Below are 16,336 nucleotides of genomic sequence, written 5' to 3'. Positions count from 1 at the left end.
GGGGGAGACCCTGCTGGGCGAGCTGGCCCACGGTTCGCCGGGCACCAGGGCCCGGCACCGCATGCGCCAGGACCTCCAGGCGCGGCAACGGACCGGCGTGGAGCTGGAGGCGCTGGAAGCCGCGGACTGGCGGGCCGTGCACGACGTACCGCTGCCGGGGCTGGGCCTGCTGGACCACCTGCTCATCGGCCCGCCGGGGGTCTTCGCGATCCGGTCCGTCCCGGGGCGCCGCCAGCGCGTCCAGGCCGGCGACCTGCTCCTCACCGTGGGCCGGGCCGAACCCAGCCCCGACCCCCGCTGGATCCGCCGCGCGGCGGCCCGCGCCGCCCGCGCCCTGTCCGCACCGGTCGTCCCGGTCCTGGCGGTGGCGGACGCCTCGCGCGTGGAGGTGGCCCCGAGCCTGCGCGACGTCCGCGTCCTCCAGCCCCCGACGGCCGCCGCCGACCTCGCCGCGGCGCCCGTCACCCTCAAACTCCCGGACGTCGAAGCCCTCTTCACCACAGCCCGCACCCGCACCACCTGGCACCTACACCCCCCAACCCCCACCCCCTGACCACCCCACCCGCCCCCTGCGCAAGCTGCCGCTCCCGCGCGGGCTGCCCCCCGCCCGGGCTGCCCCCAACCTCCGGGCCGCCGCCCGGGCGCCCCCCCCGCCATCCGCCCCTGCGCGAACTGCCGCTCCCGCGCGGGCTGCCGCCCTGCGCCGCCCGCGCCGGGTGTCGGCCGTGCCAGGGCCGCTGCCCTCGGGGTGCTGCCCGCCCTCCGCCCGGGCGGTGTCCCGGGCGCACCCGCCAGCCGCCGTCAGGCGGAAGCGCGTTTGCGGGGGGCGGCCGGGGTGGTCTTCTTCGCAGCCGCCGCCGTTTTCTTCCCCGTCGTCCCCGAAGCCGCCTTCTTCGCCGTCGACTTGGCGGTCTTCGTGGTCTTCGCCGCCTTCGCCCCGCCCGCCGACCTCGACGCGGCCGTGCCGGTGGTCTTCTTCGCCGCGCCCGCCCCGCTCGCCGACGCCGCCGACGCCGTCTTCTTCGCCGCCGACGTCGACTTCTTCCCGCCCACCGCCTTCGGCGCGGCCGCGGCAGACCGGCCCGCAGCCGCCTTCCGCCGGATCGGCGTCACCTCGGCCGGAGCCTGCGCCCGCGCCCCCTCGGCCGGCCCGGCCTGCGGGCTGCCCTCCCCCCGGGACTCCTTGGCCGCCCGTACGCTCTTCTCCAGCGCGGCCATCAGGTCGATCACCTGGCCCCCGGCCGGTTCCACCACCGCCTCGGACGGCTCGAACGCCCCACCCGCCTTCGCCGTGATCATCGCCTCCACGGCCTCCCGGTAGTCGTCGTGCAGCGAGGCCATCTCCACCTCCCCGAGCGTCGCCATCAGCGCGTCCGCCAGGTCGAGTTCGGCCTCCCGCACGGAGACGTCCACCTCCGGAGCCACCCCCTCCGGCGCCCGGATCTCGTCCGGCCACAACAGCCCGTGCATCGCGATCACGTCGTCGACGACCCGCAGCATCCCGAGCCGCTCCCGCCCCCGCAGCGCGTACTTCGCGATCGCCACCTTCCGGCTCCGCTTCAGCGCCTCCCGCAGCAGCGTGTACGGCTTCGCGGCCGTCGGCCCGTTCGCCGCGAGGTAGTACGCGGCGTCCAGCTGGAGCGGATCGATCTCCTCCGACGGTACGAACGACATGATCTCGATCGTCCTCGCGGTGGCGATCGGCAGCTGCGCCAGATCCTCGTCGGTGATCGGGATGACGGACCCGTCCGCCTCCTCGTACCCCTTGCCGATCTCGGCGCCCGACACCTCCTCGCCGTCCAGCTCGCACACCTTGCGGTAGCGGATCCGCCCGCCGTCGGCGAGGTGGATCTGACGGAAGGAGATCGAGTGGCTCTCGGTGGCGTTGACCAGCTTGATCGGAATGCTGACCAAGCCGAAGGAGATCGCCCCGTTCCAAATGGATCGCACGGTTCCTCCTGATTCGTGGCAATCTCATCGTATGACGCCGATCACCATGGTGGAGGGGCGTCGCATCGCGCTCAGCAACCTGGACAAGATCCTGTACCCGGGTTCCGGCTACACCAAGGGCGAGGTGCTGCACTACTACGCCACCGTCGCGGGCTCCCTCCTCGCGCACGTCCGGAACCGGCCGGTCTCCTTCCTGCGCTATCCCGACGGCCCGGACGGCCAGCTCTTCTTCACGAAGAACCCGCCGCCCGGCACGCCCGACTGGGTGAGGACCGCCCGCGTCCCCCGCTCCGAGGACGAATCCGCCGAACAGGTGATCGTCGACGACCTGCCCACCCTCATGTGGGCGGCCAACCTCGTCGTCGAGTTCCACACCCCCCAGTGGACCGCCGACCGCCCCGCCGTCGCCGACCGGATCGTCTTCGACCTCGACCCCGGCCCGCCCGCCACCGTCGTCGAATGCTGCGCCGCCGCCCTCTGGCTGCGCGAGCGCCTCGCCGCCGACGGACTGCGCTCCTACGCCAAGACCTCCGGCTCCAAGGGCCTCCACCTGGCCGTTCCCCTGGAGCCCACCCCCTCCGAGCAGGTGTCCGCGTACGCCAAGACCCTCGCCCAGGAGGCCGAACGCGAACTCCCCGACCTGGTCGTCCACCGGATGGCCAAGGCGCTGCGCCCCGGCAAGGTCTTCGTCGACCACAGCCAGAACGCCGCCGCCAAGACCACCGCCGCCCCCTACACGCTCCGCGCCCGGCAGCTGCCCACCGTCTCCGCGCCCGTCTCCTGGGAAGAGGTCGGCGCCTGCCGGACCGCCTCCGACCTGGTGTTCCTCGCCGACGACATCCCGCCCCGACTCGCCCGGGACGGCGATCTCCTCGCCCCGCTGCTCGATCCCGGCCTGGCCGGGAGGCTGCCGTGAGCGCGGGTACCGGGCCCGTACGGGTCGCGCTCGCCTCCTCCGTACGGACCCTGCCGCGCGGGGCGGGCCTCGCGTACGAGCCGAAGTTCGACGGACACCGCCTGGTCGTCGTGCGGACGGCGCAGGACGTCGTGCTCCAGGCCCGCTCCGGCCGGATCGTCACCGCGGCCTTCCCCGATCTCGCGGCGGCCGCCCGGCAGTTGCCCGCCGGGACCGTCCTGGACGGGGAGGTGGTGGTCTGGCACGCGGGCCGCACGGACTTCGCGCTCGTGCAGCGGCGTGCCGCGGCCGCGACGGCCGCCCGGGCCGCCGTCCTCGCACAGACCCTGCCCGCCTCGTACGCCGCCTTCGACGTACTGGAACTGGCCGGGCTGGACGTCCGCGCCCGCCCCTACGAACGCCGCCGCGCCCTGCTCGTCGACCTCCTGCTGCCGCTCGGACCGCCCCTCCAGCCGGTGCCGATGACGACCGACCCGGAGCTGGCCGAGACCTGGTACGAGACCCTGCCGGCCAGCGGCATCGAGGGCCTGGTCGTCAAACGGCTCGACCAGGCCTACCCGGCCGGCCGGCGCGGCTGGCGCAAGCTCCGCCACACCGACGTCCGGGACGCGGCGGCCGTCGGCTACACCGGCACCCCGCGCCGTCCCGTGGCGCTGGTGCTGGTGTTGCCGGGGGAGGAGGACGAGCCGCCGCTGGTGTCGAGCCCGCTGGCGGCCGCGCTGCGCGCCGAGCTGGCGAACGCGGTGGCCGCCCGTACGGAGACCGCCCCCGGCGGGGGCACGGTCACCGCGATCGGGTTCGGCGAAGTGCCGTTCCGTCCCCTCGACCCGCCGCTCGCCGCGGAGGTCCGCCACAGCTCGGCCCGCCACCCGCCGCCGGAGGTGCTCCGGCTGCGGACGGACCTCTGAGGAGCCGTCGTGACACGGCCGGGCCGCGCGGGGAGACCGCCGGCAGACCTCCGGCCCGCGCGGGAGGCGCGGGCCGGAGGCCGTGGGGCAGGGCGGGGGGTCGGGGAGGGGCGGGTGTGGGCGGGCGTGGGCGTCAGGCGTGAGCGCCGCGTCCCGCGTCGGGCGGGGCTCCGGGCTGGACGTGGGGGTCAGGGCCTTCCACGTGCTCGTAGCCGGACTCCCGCTCGGCGCGGGCCTCGTCCTGGTGGCTGTGGGTGGTGGAGCCGAAGTTGCCGTAGCCCTGCATCTCGTGGGGCCTCAGGCCGCCCTCCGGGATCTCCACGGACTCCCGCTCCTCGCGGACCTCGTAGACGGCACCGCCGTCGGGCAGGTGCGGCTGGCTCTCGGCGGTCGGCGGTGGCGGCTCGTGCTCCCGCACGCGCCGGCCGAGGATGAACCCGCCGAGCAGGAAGCCGGCCACGACGATGCCGACGACCAGGAACCAGGCGATGTCGGTCAGGGTCGAGTCGACGCTCAGGATCATGTCCATACATCCTATTTTCCCGCTTTCGCACCGAATGCACGCTCTCGCTGCGACGAATCTCCCCGCCCGTCTCCCCGCCCCCGGACCGCCGACCCCCTCACCGGCCCCTCCCCGGCCCTTCACCGGCCGCCGGAGCCACCCCTCGGCCGCCCGCGCACCGGACCCGGCCCGTGTACTCCGAACGGATGAGACGGGGGTACCGGCCCGCCGTCGGAGCGGGCCGGTACCCCCGTCCCGGTCACCTCAAGGGACCGTCGGAATCCCGCAGCCCCCGAGCGCCCCGCCCCCCGAGCACCCCGAGGATCTCGGCGCAGATCGCGAGGGCCGTCTCCGCCGGGGTCTTGGCGCCGAGGTCCAGCCCGATCGGCCCGTGCACCAGCGCCAGCCGGTCCTCGCCGACCCCCGCGGCGAGCAGCCCCTCCCGGCGCCGGGCCGTGGTCCGCCGCGAGCCGAGCGCACCGACGTACGGGATCCCGAGCGAGAGGGCCGTCCGCAGGGTCGGCACGTCGAAGTCGGGCTCGTGGCTGAGCAGCACCAGACAGGCCGCGTCCCGGTGGTCGGCGAGCACCTTCCCGGCCTCGGCCGCCGTGTGCACCACGACCGACTCCCAGCCCAGCAGCGCGGCCTGCCGTCCGATGACGTCGGCGAGCTCCCCGCCACCCCCGATCACCACGTGCGGAGCGGACGGGTACGCCTCGACGAGCACCAGCCCGGACCCCGGCCCCCCGTACAGCGCGTCCCGCCCGGGCCGCCGGGTCCCCAGCAGCTCACCGGCCCGCCGCTCGGCGTCGTCGGCCGGGGTGCCGCCCGCCCGCACGACCCGGCTCACCGCACTGTCGGCCGTCTCGTCCAGCCGCGTCACGAGGGCCACCCCGGCACCCGTCCCGAGCAGCTCCCACCACTGCGCCGGGATCTCCGCCAGCGGCTGGAGCAGTACCTCGGCCTGCCCGCCACAGGTCAGCCGGGCCTCGACGGCCTCGCCCGCGCCGACCGACACCTCGCACACCCGCGCGCTCCGCCCCGGGGCCATCGCCGCGGCCTCGGCGACGAGTTCGGCGTCGAACACCCCCCGGTACAGGGCCCCGACGCACTCACCGCGCGCGTCCACGAGCACCGCCCCGGAGGGATCCCGGGGCCCGAACCCCTGCTCCGTCACGGGCCGCGCCAGGAACCCGGCCCGTCCCTCGGCCACCCACCGCAGTGCCGTCTCCGCCAGCTCACGCATGCTCGTCGCCCCATCCTCTACGCGCCGTATCCCGCAAAGCACCTGGTCAGCGGCACAAAGCGGCCTCACCGCCCACCCTATGCACGCCCCCGGCCCGCCCCCACCCCCCAAATCCCACAGACCGCACCCCGCCCCCTCGTACGGACCACCGGAAGGCCCGCACCGGCCACCGGCCGGCGTTCCGTCGCCCCCGTGTCCCGTCGCCGGGACACCGCCGGGACCCGCTCACGGCGGCAGCGGGCGCCCTTTACCCGACGGCGCGGCCCCCTGTCACCCCCTCACGGGCCGGCCCCCGCGCTTTCGGCGGCACAGGCCGTCCTCGTCTGGACATCGAGCGCTTCCGGTTCGTTGACTGATCGCCGAGGACGCTTCACGGAAGGCCGCGGGGCCGGCAGCACCACGGCCGAGAGAGGGGAACAACATGCGCATGCGCCACGCACTGACCGGTCTGACCCTGGGGAGTGCGCTCGCCCTGGGAGGTACGGCCGTGGCGGCCCATGCGGCCGAGCCCGCGCGATCAGCGGAGGCGTCGGCCCGCGAAACGAACGCGGTCCCGTCGGAGAAGCACCACCACGGCACCTACTGGACCCTGGCGCAGTGCCAGGCGGCCGGAGCATCCCAGAGCCTCCCCTACACCTGCGAACCGTTCATCTTCGGAGCCCCCACCGTGCAGTGGGCCCTGTACCTCCGCTACTGACCGGCCCCGCGGCGGGCGGAGGTTCGGACGACGAGCCTCTCCGACCCCCAGCGGACGACGAGTTCCAGCGCACGGCGGCCACCCCCAAGGTGCCCCCACCCCCGGCTCCGCCGGATCCCCCGCCACAGCAGGGCAGTTGGCCGCACATACGCGAAGACCCCGTCTCAGCGTTGCCGCTGATGGCGGGGTCTTTGGGCACTCCTTGCGAAGTGCCCCCGGCAGGATTCGAACCTGCGCACACGGCTCCGGAGGCCCCGTGCGGTTCACGCGTTTCAGCAGGTCAAGGGGGTGAAACGACGGTCGGTTCCCGTCCTGAGTCCACGAATAGGCCGCAGCCCGGGGGCTTACTCGCTGCGGATCTTCTTCCGGAGGATGGAGCGGTTTGCATGCCTGGTGATCACGCGCAGCTTGGCGTGCTTGCGGTGATACGCCTGCCAGTCCGTGACGAGTGCCGCGTCCTCCAGCTCGGCGACCGAGAAGCCGGCCGCCTTGTCGGGGGCGATGGCGAATGCTTCCAGGCCGCCGTGTGCCTGGATGAAGCTCTCAGCGAGTTCCTCGAATACGGGCTGGTAGTGGTCCACGTCCGCTTGGTCGGTCGAGGCGATGCTGTCGCCCGTTACGGCGCATACCACCGGCCCGTGCCGGAACGCCTCGGTGACATGTGTGATGACCTGTTCCTTGACCGCACGCCGCAGACACCCGCGTACCTGCTGAGCATGAGGGGTAGCCCTGAGGCACTCCTGCCAGGAGATGTCGATATCTGAGCCGTCGATCCGGACCAGCATTAGCCCACGGTTGTTCCACTCTGTCCGCACCACCACGAACCCGCCGACTCCCGCCCCCGCCTTCTCTTCGTAGTCCGGGTGGCGAGTGATCAGGTCCCGCAAGAACTCCTCGTCGGTCTCGCCGACCACCTCGTCGTAGCGGTAGGTGTTCATGATCCCCTGTATCCGCTCCCTTAGGGTCTTCTGAGTCCGGAAATGCTCACCGTTGATCAGATACTCCAGCCGTGCCACGTGCCCGCCCATCGTCGCTGATAGCCGTACCGGCCCTACCTGGGGGCAGTCTGCTATCTGACCCCAGCGAGCGAGGCGTGCACGACTGAACTGGACAGGGGCGCGCAGGATTCCCGCCACTTCCGCCGAGGTCGAGACCGACGCTGCTCCACCGCGGTCCGCCCGAGCACTGGCCCTGCTCGGCACCCGTCGACATCCGTGGTTCCCTGCCCTACCTGGCACGGGTAGGGCGCGCTCGCCTTCCGATCCGTAGCTCTAGCCAGACCGGTCAGCGACGGTCATACCGGCCGTTTCCAGGCTTTGCCGGGGCACTGATGGCCGGGAGCGGTTGGGGTGGTTGCGGTATGCCGCTGCTGTATCGCCGCCCTTTGCGGATGTGTCCAACCAGTAGCGCAGTCCTGATTTCGTGAACCGCTGGACGGGACCCCGAAGACGGATGATGCTGATGACCATGGCTGAAAACCAGCAAGTCAGGAGGCCGTGGTCAAAACGACGCAAGGTCGTCACATTTGCTGTCGCGGCTCTGCTTCTCGCAGAGACATTGATCATCGTTCGAGCCGTGCAGGGAGTCGAGATCAGATCGCTCCTGGGGGGCGGCGTCGTCATTTTCCTTGCGCTTTGGATGTCCAGCCTGGTGGCCCTGATCAGTCAGCCCGGCTTGGAGGTTGAATCGATCTCTCAGACCCGCGAGCTGGTGCGGCAGGCGGAAGTAAACCTCGAGGAAGGTTTGCGATCTGACCGCACAGTTGATGCGATGGAGGATGGAGGCGAGTCAAGTCGGCTGCTTGGGCTCTCGGACTTGTGGACTGTGACCCACCGTCGCCTCGACCACTACCACGGCATTGCGCTGGAACAGGCAGCAAAGTCGTTCCGCAATGCGCAGGTAGCGATGGTGCTTGGCTTCGTGCTGCTTGTAGCTTTCGCCGTTGCAGGTCTCACGGCTGCTACGACGGCGGGCGCGGTAGTTGCTGGCACGCTGGGCGCGGTTTCCGCGGCTCTTGCGGGCTATGTCAGCAAGACTTTCATCCGGTCGCAGGAGAGTGCGGCGGAGCACCTCAGGGCCTATTTCGCCCAGCCCCTCGAGTTCTCTCGCTATCTGGCTGCCGAACGGCTGGTCGCTGATGCTCACCTTGAGGGACCTGACCGTGCTCAGATCATCAGCTCTCTGGTGCAGGGCATGATCGCTGGTTCTCCGCAGAACCAGCCACCCCCCGAAGCCGCAGGCACGCAACCGAGCTGATCGTGAACCGAATGCTGAACCCACCACCTACCCAACTCCCATCCCGTCTGCCGTCGGCCCATGACACGTTGAGCGGGCGCGGTGCCGGGCGTCCAGGTGGAGCGCCCAACTGGACGAACGACCTGGACGCCCGGTGCCGTGTCTGCTCGGCTTGTCCTGGGTCGATGGCAGACGGGATGGGAGTTCCCCGCCTCAACCCTCCACGGGCCGGCACCCGCCAATGGCGCCCCCGCCATCCCGGAGCCGGAGGCCCCCGCCGGAGGCATGTCGGTGAGTGGTGGCACCGCCGGCCCGTAGGGCTCGACTCATGCCGATAGGCCTATCCCGCCTCGCAGGGGCGGGCGTCGGCGCAGCGCGCGCGGAGCGGGCCGAAGGCAGGAGCGTCGCGCGGAGCGGAGCCGGGAAGCCCGCCCGGCGGAGCGGAGCGCAGCCGGGTGCTTGATGAAGTAGGGAAACTCTTACCGCGCCGCTCGGCTCAGAGCGCGAAGGGCTCGTAGGTCATGGCGCGGTCCACGATTGTCTCGGCGCTCAGTTCGGGATCAAAGTCCCAGTAGATGTAGTCGCCGATGTGGGGACAGCGCAGTTCGACTCTGAGGGTCTCCAAGGCTGCGTCGACTTCGGCCTCGTCGGTGAGGCTGCCGTCCATGAGGCGTGCGACTAGGGCCACGGCTTCGTCCCTTGTCATGCCGTGAGGAGTTGCCGGCCGTCGTGACTGCGGACATGGGGCCCGGTGTTGTCGAGCGCGTCCAGGAGGCGGATCGCGAAGACTTCGGACATCCGCTCGGAGACCTCCTCCGGGGTCAGCCAGGCAACTTCGGTCGACTCCTCCGAGGTCCGCTCGGTCCCGCCGGACGGCTTGCAGCGGAAGACCAGGGCGACCACACCGCGGACGGTGTTCTTGTAGACCCCGGTGAGTTCGTCCACCTCCACCTCGATGCCCGTCTCTTCCAGGACCTCGCGGCGTGCGCCGGCCTCCGGGGACTCGGCAAGTTCGAGGACACCGCCCGGAAGCTCCCAAGTTCCGTTGTCCGCACGACGGATCGCCAGGAGTCGACCGTCCTCACGCAGCACTGCCCCGGCTACGGACACGGAGTGCAGTGGCGTTGACTTGTCCTGCGGGGAACCCGTACTCATGTACAGGAGCATAGGAGGAAGAGAAAGACTATGGGAACTACGGTGGGAGGTGGCAGGGCCACACCTCGGTACGTGCAGATCGCCGACGACATCGTCCAGCAGATCCGCGTGGGGGTGCTGAGCCCCGGCGACATGGTGCCGAGCGAGTCTGAGCTGGTAGAGCGCTACGGCGTGGCCGGCGGGACGATCCGCAAAGCCATGGTGGAAGTACGGGCGAGTGGCCTGGTCGAGACCCGACACGGGAAGGGCTCGATCGTGAAGGCCCGGCCGCCTGTTCATCGCCGGTCTTCGGACCGTTTCAGGCGTACCCATCGACGGGAAGGCATGGCGGCCTACCTTGCCGAGGCCGCTCAGTCCGGGGCCGAAGCCAAGGTGAGTGTGCTGTTCATCGGGCCCGTAGAGGCGCCGGAAGAGATCGCGGGGCGGCTCGGGGTGTCCGCGGGAACACAGGTGCTGTCTCGGCGGCGGTTGTACTTCCGGAACGGGGCGCCCGTGGAGACGGCCACTTCGTACCTGCCGTGGGACGTCGTGAAGGACATTCCGGAGCTCTTCGCCGAGAACCCGGGGCCCGGCGGCATCTACGCGCGGCTGGAGGACCAGGGCCACGTCTTCGCCGAGTACGTGGAGACGCTCCAGGCCCGACCAGCCGCCAAGGCTGAGGCGACTGAACTGTCGCTGACCCCTGGCGCCCCCGTGGTGCATCTGCTGCGGGACGCGGTCACGGAGGAAGGCCGCGTGGTTGAGGTGTGCGACACCCTCATGGCCGCTGACCAGTTCGTCTTTGAGTACCGGATCCCCGCGCGCGACTGACGCCAACTCAACTCCCCACAACCCGCTACGAGTTTCTCCTCCTAGCGGGTTGACTCATGTATAGGAGTTGGGCACTCTTCTTCATGTCACTCCTATACATGAGTGATGGAGTTCGACCCTTGTAGAGGAGTGACCGCTGTGCGTCAGATCCCCGTCGACACCACCGGCGCGACCGTGATGGTCGCCCAGTCCCCGCAGCTCAAGATGCGGGACAAGAAGACCGGTCAGGTCGCCGTCGACACCGAGACCGGCAACAACCTCATGACCGTCGACGTGCTCTTCGTGTTGAACGGCAACGCCGATGTCGTGTCCGTGACCGTGGCGGAGCCCGACATCTCCGGCGAGCTGGTCACCGGTACCCCGGTGGCGCTGACCGGGCTGGTCGCCCGTCCGTGGGAGAACGAGTTCAACGGCCAGAAGCGGCACGGTCTCAGCTTCCGCGCCGTCGCCGTCACCTCGCTGGCCCAGGCGGGCTGACCATGAATGCTTTATGGATCACGCTGCTGGTGGTCCTGGCCGCCGCGCTCGTTCTGCGCAAGCTGCGACCCACCTGGTACTGGATGACCTTCGGGGTCACCTTCGCGACGATCCGCGTCCTGATCCGCTACCGCTCGGTCATGGACGCCTGCGGGCTCACCGTCCCGCCCGCCCGCTGGCAACTGGCCCTCGCCCGGGTCACCAACCGCCCGGTTCCCGAAGCCCGCTCGCCCCGCATCCTGCGGCTTCGGCCCACCTCGACCGGCCTGGTCCTACGGGTGAAAATCCGGCCCGGACAGGACGCGTTCGACTTCTCCGCCTCCACCGACCGGCTGAGGCACTCCTTCACCCTCCAGAACGTCATCGCCCGGGAGATCCGCTCCGGCGTCGTAGAGCTTCGGATGACCGGCTACGACGTACTCAAGAAGGTACGGATGCCCGCGGCTCCGCCCGCCGGAGTCCTTCGGGTCCCGGTGGCCATGAGGGAAGACGGGGAGGTCCACTACCGGGACTATCGTCAGGTTCCGCACGCCCTGAACGTCGGGGCGACCAAGTCCGGGAAGTCCGTCTACCAGCGCACATTGGTCGCCGGGCTCGCGCCGCAGAACGTTGCCCTCATCGGTATCGACTGCAAGAACGGGGTGGAACTCGCCCCGATGGCGCAGCGGTTCACCGCCCTGGCAGACAACCCTGTCGATGCCGCGGAGCTCCTGGCCGCGCTCGTCCAGTACATGGGCGGCGTCTACCAGGTCATCCGAGCCGAACAGCGCATCAGCGTCGCCCTGCCGGATGAGGAGATCACCGCCGACATCTGGGATCTGCCGGCACACCTTCGGCCCGTCCCCGTCGTGCTCTTCGTCGACGAGGTCGCAGAACTGGCCCTCGCCGCGAACAAGGCCGAGGAGATCCGCCGGGACCGGATCGTCACCGATCTCGTGCGTCTCGCCCAGCTCGGCCGCGCCGCGGGCATCCACCTGGAGATCTGCGGCCAGCGCTTCGGCTCCGAACTCGGCAAGGGCATCACCATGCTCCGCGCGCAGCTCACCGGCCGCACGGCCCACCGCGTGAACGACGAGACCTCGGCGAACATGGCCTTCGGGGACATCTCCCCGGACGCCGTCCTCGCCGCCGTACAGATCGACCGGGAACGCCCCGGCACCGCTGTCGCCGGCGACTCCTCCGGCGGCTGGTCCCGCATCCGGGCCCCCCACACCACGCTCCGCAAAGCCGTGGACATCTGCAACGCCCACGCGTACCGCAGCCCGGAGATCCCGGAGCTGGACGCCTTCCGGCCCGCGCCGCAGGCCCGCGTCCTCGTCGGCAAGGTCCAGCCGAAGACCACCACGGCAGGTTCCGTCTAAGCACCAACCCCACCGGTCGGCGCGGCCCTATCGCGCCAGGTCCCTACCCCACCCATGCCTGAAAGGAGGTGAACACCATGACCCGCCTGGTCCGCCCGGACGCCGTCCTCGTTCAGGCCGTCATCGCCGGAGCCCTCTCCTTCGCCCACCTGCACGACCTCGCCGAAGCCGCCGGACAACACGGCTGGAAGGCCTGGGCCTACCCCGTGAGCGTGGACCTGCTCCTCGTCGCCGCCTGGCACCGCCTCCGCACACTGCGGGACGCGGGCGAACCCTCGCGCTCGGCCTGGTCCTGGTTCGCCGTCGCCCTGGCGGCCTCACTCGGCGCGAACGTCGCCACCGCCGGCCTGCTCGACCTGAACGACGTCCCGGACTGGCTCCGGATCCTCGTCGCCGGATGGCCCGCGCTCGCCTTCCTCGGCGGCACGCTCCTGGTCCACCGGCCCACGGCGTCACCCGGCGCCCCGGATCCCGAGCCCAAGCCCGCCGCCGCGGAACCCCTGCCCGTGGTCGAACGGGAACCGCAGGGCGAACCCGAACACCCGGTCCCCGCCCTGCCCGCCCCGGAACCCATGGCCGTAGCCGTGCCCGCGCCGACGGTCACCGCTCCACCCGCGCTCGTCGCCCACGCCCAGAAGATCGCCACCGACTACCGCACCCGTACCGGCTCGGACATCGACACCGAGACCCTGCGCGCCCGGCTCGGCGTCCCATCCCCGCTCGCACAGGCCATCGCCGCCCAGCTCAGCTGTCAGGAGGAGCCATGCCCGCCCGGATCAACTTCCGCTCGCTCATGAAGATCGGCCCCGTCCAGATAGGCACCTACCGCGACCGCCACGGCCGTCTCAAGGACGCCGCCGTCTGCACCAACGACGGCTGCGGCTGGTCCTCCGACTACAGCTCCTCGACCGCCGCCCAGCTCGCCGCCCGCTCCCACCGCTGCCGCGTCAGCTGACCGAAGGGCCACCGACATGGACGTCCCGCTCTGGATCGCCCTCCTCGTCGTCGGGGTCCTCGGCTACAAGCTCATCCGCCCGCCGCTATGGCTGGTCGCCGTGATCCTCCTCGGCGGCTTCCTCCTCGCGGACAGCTTCCTCGCCCCGGCCATCGACACCGCGATCAACAAGTAGCCCACCCCGGAAGGAGAACGGCCGTGTTCAAGCCCCAGTACCCGACCCCCGACACCTACACCCCGGCGACCATCCGCCCTACCCCGGTGCCCGCCGAACAGATCCCGGCTCCCGCGAAGACCCCGAGCGCCCTCGGCGGCCTGCTCCAGCAGTCGCCCGGTACCGCGCTCGCCCTCGCCGCCGGCGGAGTCGCCGGAGTCCTCGCCCTGGCCTCCGTCGCCGTCTCGCTGCTCCTGGCCGTGGCCGTCACCGCGGTCGCCCTCTCCGTCAGCAGCGTCGTTGTGCTCTTCCTCGTCCGCGCCCTCCGCCAGGAGTTCACGGGCCGCTGACCGCCGGTCCCCGGGGCGTCACAAGCCACCAAGCATCGCCGCCCCGGGGCCCGACACCACCACTTCCGACCGCACGAAGGAGCATCGTGGACACCCAATCGCTCGCCTTATGCCTGCCGCTCATCGGCTGGGCCTCCCACTCCGGCGTCCTGGCCCACCGCCTCGCCGCCGCCCGTCGTGACCCGTTGACCGGGCTGAGGACCCGCGCGGGATGGACCGTACGAGCGGAGCGGTTCATCCGCCGACACCGGGATGCCGTCGTCCTCCTCCTCGACCTGGACGACTTCAAGACCCTGAACGACACCCACGGACACGCCGCCGGGGACGCCGCCCTCGTCGCGACCGCCGAGCGTCTCGCCGGCTGGATCGACCGCCATGGATACGCCGGCCGCCTCGGCGGAGACGAGTTCGTCGCCGTGCACCGGCTCCCGCACCTGGACGGCCTGGACACGGCCCTCAACACTCCGCTGGCCTACGACGGCGGCCTTCTGCCGGTTTCCGTCTCCGTCGGCTCCTGCCGCCTCACGGACCTGCCCCACCGCGGACTCCCCGAGGCTCTCGCCGCCGCCGACGCCGCCATGTACGCGGCCAAGGGCACCACAGGCCGCCGCGGATAACCGCGCAATTCCACTCACTGACCGGCATCCGGGCGGCGCACAAGCCACCAAGCATCGCCGCCGCCCGGACGGACCGGCCCCTCCCGACCGCAATCGAAAGGACGACCATCATGGCCCAGTCCGGCCACACCCCGCCCAGGATCTGCCCGAACTGCGACGGCTTCCCCGCCGTCGCCATCACCCTCGGCGGCCGCGACCGATCCGGTGCCCGTCGCACCATCACCGCTCACTGCTCGGCCTGCCACGGCACCGGAACCGCGGCCCGCATCAAGCGCGTGGGGGTGACCGCGTAATGGGGATCTTCAGCCGCAAGAGCTACGGCGACGACCCGTACGACCGGGACATGGACCAGGTCTACGACAACATGACCGGCGAAGAGCGCCACCAGGAACGCATCCGCGACGCCCACGCCCAACACGACTCGCACCGCTCGTCCAGCGCACGGAACAGCCGGCGCGAGAACAGTTCCGGCCCGTCGACCAGCGACGCCAACACCCCCAAGAGGGGGCGACGCTGGTGACTCACTCCGCGCCCCTCGCGGACCTGGACCCCGGCCTCCTCAGCGACATGCTGAAGGTGGCCGGGGCTCCCGGTTACGCCCGATGGGAAGACCAGGTCCGCCGCACCGGCGGGTGCTCCGACCCGATCCACATCACCGGCTGGACCGTCGCCAAGGACAAGGCCTCCGGCGAGGTCCTGCACCGCTACTCCACCGCGGACGAACCCGGTGCCCGCCTCCGCATCGCCTGTGGCAACCGCCGCGCGTCCCGCTGCCCCGCCTGCGCCTGGACGTACTCCGGTGACACCTACCACCTGATCCGGGCCGGACTCGCGGGCGACGACCGCCGCGACATCCCGGCCACCGTCCGCGAGCACCCGCGCGTCTTCGCCACCCTCACGGCTCCCTCCTTCGGCCCGGTCCACAACCGCCCGGCCGGCCGCCCCTGCCGCTGCGGCAAGCACCACCAGGAGGACGCCGCCGAACTCGGCACTGCCCTCGACCCGACCACCTACGACTACGCCGGCGCGGTCCTCTTCAACAACCACGCCGGACAGCTATGGCAGCGCTTCACGACCCGCCTCCGGCGCGAGATCGCCGCCTACGCCGGACTGACCCAACGGGAGCTCAAAGAGGAAGCCCGGATCTCCTACGGCAAGGTCGCCGAGTTCCAGAAGCGGGGCGCCATCCACTTCCACGCCGTGATCCGCATCGACGGCCCCCGCGGTCCTCTCGACCCGCCCCCGTCGTGGGCCGGCACAGAACTTCTCGACCGCGCGATACGGGCGGCCGTCGCGCACACCTACACCTCGGCGTCCGTACCGGCCGCAGCCGACCAGCCCGCCAGGACCTTCCAATGGGGCACGCAGCTGGACGTGCGCCCCATCAAGGCCTTCGGGGACGGCTCCGACATCACGGAGCAGGCCGTCGCCTCTTACGTCGCCAAGTACGCCACCAAAGCCGCCGAGACGACGGGAGCCTCCGACACAGCTGTGCACTGCCGAATGTGCGGTGGATCGGGCCGCTCCCAGCGGTACAGCCACTCCGGCTCTGCCCTGAGCCGCTGCGCCCGCTGCCAGGGCACCGGCCTGAACGAAGACCTCGCCCGAATGTCCGTCCCGGACCACGTCCGCCGCCTCATGGCCGCCTGTGCAGCGCTGCAACCCCTCTACCCGGACCGTCCCATCACCCGCTGGGCCCACATGCTTGGCTTCCGCGGCCACTTCTCCACCAAGTCCCGCCAGTACTCCACCACCCTCGGCGCCCTCCGCCAGACCCGCGCCGACTACCGCGCCGCCCAAGAGCGCGAAGCCCACAGCCTCGCCGACACCAAGCCGGACACCGTTCTCGTCCTCGCCTCCTGGCAGTACGCCGGCCACGGCCACACCCCCGGCGAATCCGTCCTCGCCGCCACCATCGCCCGCGGCATCCAGCTCAACCGCCAGACAGCCCGCGAAGCCCTGCGCGACCAACTTGCCTCGGAAGGAGACGTGACGTGAAAGAT

22 protein-coding genes are annotated in these 16,336 nt (G+C 71.3%); 16 read left to right on the top strand and 6 right to left on the bottom strand.

Annotated features, from left to right (window positions below; genetic code table 11):
- Positions 1–61 precede the first annotated feature (61 nt).
- Positions 62–553: a nuclease-related domain-containing protein gene (locus tag ABZZ17_RS14390; protein ID WP_356875640.1), complete on the top strand. Its 492-nt coding sequence runs from the start codon at positions 62–64 to the stop codon at positions 551–553.
- 248 nt (positions 554–801) lie between these two features.
- On the opposite strand, the gene ABZZ17_RS14385 is transcribed toward ABZZ17_RS14390, so the two are convergent.
- Entirely contained in the window at positions 802–1,950 is a 1,149-nt protein-coding gene (locus ABZZ17_RS14385) for a Ku protein (RefSeq protein WP_356875638.1), read from the bottom strand.
- A 31-nt stretch (positions 1,951–1,981) separates the two neighbouring features.
- Here ABZZ17_RS14385 and ligD point away from each other — a divergent pair, with 31 nt between their 5' ends.
- Both ligD and ABZZ17_RS14375 read left to right on the top strand, forming a co-directional pair.
- Positions 1,982–2,866 carry a non-homologous end-joining DNA ligase gene (gene ligD, locus ABZZ17_RS14380; protein WP_356875636.1) on the top strand — a complete coding sequence of 295 codons (885 nt, stop codon included), beginning with the start codon at positions 1,982–1,984 and terminating at the stop codon, positions 2,864–2,866.
- The gene (locus ABZZ17_RS14375; protein ID WP_356875634.1) at positions 2,863–3,774 is read left to right on the top strand and encodes an ATP-dependent DNA ligase; all 912 of its coding nucleotides are present in this window, start codon (positions 2,863–2,865) and stop codon (positions 3,772–3,774) included. The genes ligD and ABZZ17_RS14375 overlap by 4 nt, the downstream gene beginning before the upstream one ends.
- A gap of 133 nt (positions 3,775–3,907) precedes the next feature.
- Here ABZZ17_RS14375 and ABZZ17_RS14370 read toward each other — a convergent pair whose 3' ends face one another.
- Positions 3,908–4,303, bottom strand: a complete 396-nt coding sequence (locus tag ABZZ17_RS14370) for a DUF6479 family protein (RefSeq protein ID WP_356875632.1) — start codon at positions 4,301–4,303, stop codon at positions 3,908–3,910.
- Between the two features lie 232 nt (positions 4,304–4,535).
- Complete coding sequence (locus tag ABZZ17_RS14365; RefSeq protein ID WP_356875630.1) at positions 4,536–5,522, bottom strand: XdhC family protein; 987 nt, start codon at positions 5,520–5,522, stop codon at positions 4,536–4,538.
- 421 nt (positions 5,523–5,943) lie between these two features.
- Between ABZZ17_RS14365 and ABZZ17_RS14360 the strand changes: the two genes are divergently transcribed.
- Positions 5,944–6,219, top strand: a complete 276-nt coding sequence (locus tag ABZZ17_RS14360) for a hypothetical protein (protein WP_356875628.1) — start codon at positions 5,944–5,946, stop codon at positions 6,217–6,219.
- A gap of 344 nt (positions 6,220–6,563) precedes the next feature.
- Here ABZZ17_RS14360 and ABZZ17_RS14355 read toward each other — a convergent pair whose 3' ends face one another.
- Complete coding sequence (locus tag ABZZ17_RS14355) at positions 6,564–7,157, bottom strand: DUF3223 domain-containing protein (protein ID WP_356875626.1); 594 nt, start codon at positions 7,155–7,157, stop codon at positions 6,564–6,566.
- 529 nt (positions 7,158–7,686) lie between these two features.
- Between ABZZ17_RS14355 and ABZZ17_RS14350 the strand changes: the two genes are divergently transcribed.
- A complete protein-coding gene (locus ABZZ17_RS14350; RefSeq protein WP_356875624.1) occupies positions 7,687–8,475 on the top strand; it encodes a hypothetical protein in 789 nt (262 codons plus the stop codon).
- A 475-nt stretch (positions 8,476–8,950) separates the two neighbouring features.
- On the opposite strand, the gene ABZZ17_RS14345 is transcribed toward ABZZ17_RS14350, so the two are convergent.
- Positions 8,951–9,160 (bottom strand): e9imm peptide, encoded by a 210-nt coding sequence (locus tag ABZZ17_RS14345; protein ID WP_356875620.1) that lies wholly within the window; start codon positions 9,158–9,160, stop codon positions 8,951–8,953.
- Positions 9,157–9,621: an NUDIX domain-containing protein gene (locus ABZZ17_RS14340; protein ID WP_356875618.1), complete on the bottom strand. Its 465-nt coding sequence runs from the start codon at positions 9,619–9,621 to the stop codon at positions 9,157–9,159. Before ABZZ17_RS14340 ends, ABZZ17_RS14345 begins: the two co-directional genes overlap by 4 nt.
- A gap of 18 nt (positions 9,622–9,639) precedes the next feature.
- Between ABZZ17_RS14340 and ABZZ17_RS14335 the strand changes: the two genes are divergently transcribed.
- The 11 genes from ABZZ17_RS14335 to ABZZ17_RS14285 all read left to right on the top strand — a co-directional run bounded on the left by ABZZ17_RS14335 (position 9,640) and on the right by ABZZ17_RS14285 (position 16,331).
- Entirely contained in the window at positions 9,640–10,419 is a 780-nt protein-coding gene (locus ABZZ17_RS14335) for a GntR family transcriptional regulator (RefSeq protein WP_356875616.1), read from the top strand.
- A 138-nt stretch (positions 10,420–10,557) separates the two neighbouring features.
- The gene (locus tag ABZZ17_RS14330) at positions 10,558–10,896 is read left to right on the top strand and encodes a hypothetical protein (RefSeq protein ID WP_356875614.1); all 339 of its coding nucleotides are present in this window, start codon (positions 10,558–10,560) and stop codon (positions 10,894–10,896) included.
- A 2-nt stretch (positions 10,897–10,898) separates the two neighbouring features.
- Complete coding sequence (locus ABZZ17_RS14325) at positions 10,899–12,257, top strand: FtsK/SpoIIIE domain-containing protein (RefSeq protein ID WP_356875612.1); 1,359 nt, start codon at positions 10,899–10,901, stop codon at positions 12,255–12,257.
- Positions 12,258–12,334: 77 nt separating this feature from the next.
- Positions 12,335–13,054, top strand: coding sequence for a DUF2637 domain-containing protein (locus tag ABZZ17_RS14320; protein WP_356875609.1), 720 nt, complete (start codon positions 12,335–12,337; stop codon positions 13,052–13,054).
- Positions 13,021–13,212, top strand: a complete 192-nt coding sequence (locus ABZZ17_RS14315) for a mobile element transfer protein (protein WP_356875607.1) — start codon at positions 13,021–13,023, stop codon at positions 13,210–13,212. The genes ABZZ17_RS14320 and ABZZ17_RS14315 overlap by 34 nt, the downstream gene beginning before the upstream one ends.
- Before the next feature lie 16 nt (positions 13,213–13,228).
- A complete protein-coding gene (locus ABZZ17_RS14310; RefSeq protein ID WP_319194286.1) occupies positions 13,229–13,387 on the top strand; it encodes a hypothetical protein in 159 nt (52 codons plus the stop codon).
- A 23-nt stretch (positions 13,388–13,410) separates the two neighbouring features.
- Positions 13,411–13,716: a SpdD protein gene (locus ABZZ17_RS14305; RefSeq protein ID WP_356875605.1), complete on the top strand. Its 306-nt coding sequence runs from the start codon at positions 13,411–13,413 to the stop codon at positions 13,714–13,716.
- A gap of 86 nt (positions 13,717–13,802) precedes the next feature.
- Positions 13,803–14,333 carry a GGDEF domain-containing protein gene (locus tag ABZZ17_RS14300; RefSeq protein WP_356875603.1) on the top strand — a complete coding sequence of 177 codons (531 nt, stop codon included), beginning with the start codon at positions 13,803–13,805 and terminating at the stop codon, positions 14,331–14,333.
- A 110-nt stretch (positions 14,334–14,443) separates the two neighbouring features.
- Positions 14,444–14,626, top strand: a complete 183-nt coding sequence (locus ABZZ17_RS14295; RefSeq protein WP_356875601.1) for a hypothetical protein — start codon at positions 14,444–14,446, stop codon at positions 14,624–14,626.
- Positions 14,626–14,853, top strand: a complete 228-nt coding sequence (locus ABZZ17_RS14290; protein ID WP_356875599.1) for a hypothetical protein — start codon at positions 14,626–14,628, stop codon at positions 14,851–14,853. The genes ABZZ17_RS14295 and ABZZ17_RS14290 overlap by 1 nt, the downstream gene beginning before the upstream one ends.
- Before the next feature lie 47 nt (positions 14,854–14,900).
- Positions 14,901–16,331 (top strand): replication initiator, encoded by a 1,431-nt coding sequence (locus ABZZ17_RS14285; RefSeq protein WP_356875748.1) that lies wholly within the window; start codon positions 14,901–14,903, stop codon positions 16,329–16,331.
- Positions 16,332–16,336 lie beyond the last annotated feature (5 nt).

It is taken from the genome of Streptomyces sp. NPDC006512, assembly GCF_040611935.1.
Taxonomy (GTDB): Bacteria; Actinomycetota; Actinomycetes; order Streptomycetales; family Streptomycetaceae; genus Streptomyces.
The sequence above is the reverse complement of the archived record's forward strand: the minus strand, read 5'-3'. Positions and strand labels throughout refer to the sequence as shown.

Excerpts from the sequence above, each read along its gene's own strand:
- ABZZ17_RS14355 (WP_356875626.1), bottom strand. The coding sequence starts at position 7,157 with ATGAACACCTACCGCTACGACGAGGTGGTCGGCGAGACCGACGAGGAG.
- ABZZ17_RS14315 (WP_356875607.1), top strand. The coding sequence starts at position 13,021 with ATGCCCGCCCGGATCAACTTCCGCTCGCTCATGAAGATCGGCCCCGTC.
- ABZZ17_RS14350 (WP_356875624.1), top strand. The coding sequence starts at position 7,687 with ATGGCTGAAAACCAGCAAGTCAGGAGGCCGTGGTCAAAACGACGCAAG.
- ligD (WP_356875636.1), top strand. The coding sequence starts at position 1,982 with ATGACGCCGATCACCATGGTGGAGGGGCGTCGCATCGCGCTCAGCAAC.
- ABZZ17_RS14365 (WP_356875630.1), bottom strand. The coding sequence starts at position 5,522 with ATGCGTGAGCTGGCGGAGACGGCACTGCGGTGGGTGGCCGAGGGACGG.
- ABZZ17_RS14295 (WP_356875601.1), top strand. The coding sequence starts at position 14,444 with ATGGCCCAGTCCGGCCACACCCCGCCCAGGATCTGCCCGAACTGCGAC.
- ABZZ17_RS14310 (WP_319194286.1), top strand. The coding sequence starts at position 13,229 with ATGGACGTCCCGCTCTGGATCGCCCTCCTCGTCGTCGGGGTCCTCGGC.
- ABZZ17_RS14290 (WP_356875599.1), top strand. The coding sequence starts at position 14,626 with ATGGGGATCTTCAGCCGCAAGAGCTACGGCGACGACCCGTACGACCGG.
- ABZZ17_RS14340 (WP_356875618.1), bottom strand. The coding sequence starts at position 9,621 with ATGCTCCTGTACATGAGTACGGGTTCCCCGCAGGACAAGTCAACGCCA.
- ABZZ17_RS14390 (WP_356875640.1), top strand. The coding sequence starts at position 62 with ATGCGCCAGGACCTCCAGGCGCGGCAACGGACCGGCGTGGAGCTGGAG.
- ABZZ17_RS14345 (WP_356875620.1), bottom strand. The coding sequence starts at position 9,160 with ATGACAAGGGACGAAGCCGTGGCCCTAGTCGCACGCCTCATGGACGGC.
- ABZZ17_RS14335 (WP_356875616.1), top strand. The coding sequence starts at position 9,640 with ATGGGAACTACGGTGGGAGGTGGCAGGGCCACACCTCGGTACGTGCAG.
- ABZZ17_RS14285 (WP_356875748.1), top strand. The coding sequence starts at position 14,901 with ATGCTGAAGGTGGCCGGGGCTCCCGGTTACGCCCGATGGGAAGACCAG.
- ABZZ17_RS14325 (WP_356875612.1), top strand. The coding sequence starts at position 10,899 with ATGAATGCTTTATGGATCACGCTGCTGGTGGTCCTGGCCGCCGCGCTC.
- ABZZ17_RS14360 (WP_356875628.1), top strand. The coding sequence starts at position 5,944 with ATGCGCATGCGCCACGCACTGACCGGTCTGACCCTGGGGAGTGCGCTC.
- ABZZ17_RS14370 (WP_356875632.1), bottom strand. The coding sequence starts at position 4,303 with ATGGACATGATCCTGAGCGTCGACTCGACCCTGACCGACATCGCCTGG.
- ABZZ17_RS14320 (WP_356875609.1), top strand. The coding sequence starts at position 12,335 with ATGACCCGCCTGGTCCGCCCGGACGCCGTCCTCGTTCAGGCCGTCATC.